Below are 1,482 nucleotides of genomic sequence, written 5' to 3' on the forward strand. Positions count from 1 at the left end.
GGCGTCGACGTCGCCGCCGGCGGGCTCGCTCGAGCCCGGCTCGGCGTGGCGCGGACCGCTGGCCATGCCGCGAGGGTAGGCGAGGACGCGGGCCCGGCGGGGCGTCCTCCGGGAGGGGCGCCCTGCTCGGCACGGCCGGTGACGGCCTTGAGCGACCGGGTGGCGCCACTGCTCCGTCCGGGGCATGCGCGCGCTACGGGTTTAGCCGGAGCCCCCTCGGGGCACATGCTCGTCAGACCGGACGGCCGCTCGGGCCGCCCCGCACCGCAGAGCCACCGCAGGAGGCCCGCATGTCCCCCGTCACGCCCCGCAGCTCCGGCCGCCCCGCGGACGTCGAGTCGCCGGTCGACCTCCGCCTCGTCTCGCCCGACGGCGACGCCGTCGCCCTGCCCGTGGTCCTGCGCTACAGCGCCGACGACCCCTTCGCGGTGACGGTCGCCTTCGGCTCGAGCGGCGAGCCCGGCTCCGACGTCCAGTGGGTCTTCGCCCGCGAGCTCCTGCTCGCCGGCCTCGAGGCGCCCAGCGGCGACGGTGACGTGCGCGTGTGGCCCGCCGCCGACGGCCGCCCCGACACGACGTGCGTGGCGCTGAGCTCCCCGGACGGCCGGGCCCTGCTCGAGGCCGCCACCAGCGACCTGCGGGCCTTCGTGGCCCGCACCCTCGCGGCCGTCCCGCGCGGCGGGGAGTCCCGCTGCATGGACCTCGACGCCGAGATCGGCCACCTGCTCACGGCCTGAGGCTCCCGCGGCGGGTCCCCTCCGAGCGGGGGCCGGCCGCCGCGCCGAGCACGAGACCCCGCCGGTCCGCCGGCGGGGTCTCGTGCGTCCGGGGGTCTCGTGCGTCCGGGGGTCTCGTGCGTCCGGGGGTCTCGTGCGTCCGGGGGTCTCGTGCGTCCGGGGGTCTCGGGCGTCGGGGTTCGCGGGTCCGGTCCCGTCCTCGGGGCGGAGGCCGGGCCGGCGCGGGTGCTCAGGTCGGGTCGACGTCCTCGGCGGCCCGGCGCGCGAAGAGCTCCGCGGCGCGCGCCGGCAGCCCGTCCGTCGCCAGCGGGCGCCCGTCGAGCGCCGTCTGCACCTGCACGTCGCGCAGCGACGAGGTGAGGAGCACGGCGGCCGCGCCCTCGAGCGCCTCCACCGGGATCGCGCGCTCGACGAGGGGCAGCCCCTCCTCGGACGCCCAGCGCAGCAGCAGCGCCCGGGTCACGCCCGCCAGGCACCCCGAGGACAGCGGAGGCGTCACGAGCTCGGGCGCCGGCGCGCCGCGCTCGTCGCGCAGCTGGACGACGACGTTGCTGCCCGTCCCCTCGCACAGCTCGCCGCGCGTGTTGGCGAGGAGCGCCTCGCCGGCGCCCGCGGCGAGCGCCCGCCGCAGGGCCACGACGTTCTCGGCGTAGGACGTCGTCTTCAGCCCGGCCGTGGCGGCCCGCTCGTTGCGCGTCCACGGGACGAGCACCACGGACGGCGCCGCCGCGGGGGCCGGGGCGGG

The 1,482-nt window shown here is 79.4% G+C and carries 2 protein-coding genes; one reads left to right on the top strand and one right to left on the bottom strand.

Features of this window, described 5'->3' with window-relative positions:
- Positions 1 to 290: 290 nt before the first annotated feature.
- Positions 291 to 737, top strand: coding sequence for an SsgA family sporulation/cell division regulator (locus HLB09_RS16965; RefSeq protein WP_171204464.1), 447 nt, complete (start codon positions 291 to 293; stop codon positions 735 to 737).
- 229 nt (positions 738 to 966) lie between these two features.
- Here HLB09_RS16965 and HLB09_RS16970 read toward each other — a convergent pair.
- Positions 967 to 1,482, bottom strand: a 516-nt coding sequence (locus tag HLB09_RS16970) for an aminotransferase class IV (protein WP_171204465.1), incomplete at its 5' end; no start/stop codon positions are given.

It is taken from the genome of Pseudokineococcus marinus, assembly GCF_013004605.1.
In the GTDB taxonomy this organism is placed as follows: Bacteria; Actinomycetota; Actinomycetes; order Actinomycetales; family Quadrisphaeraceae; genus Pseudokineococcus; species Pseudokineococcus marinus.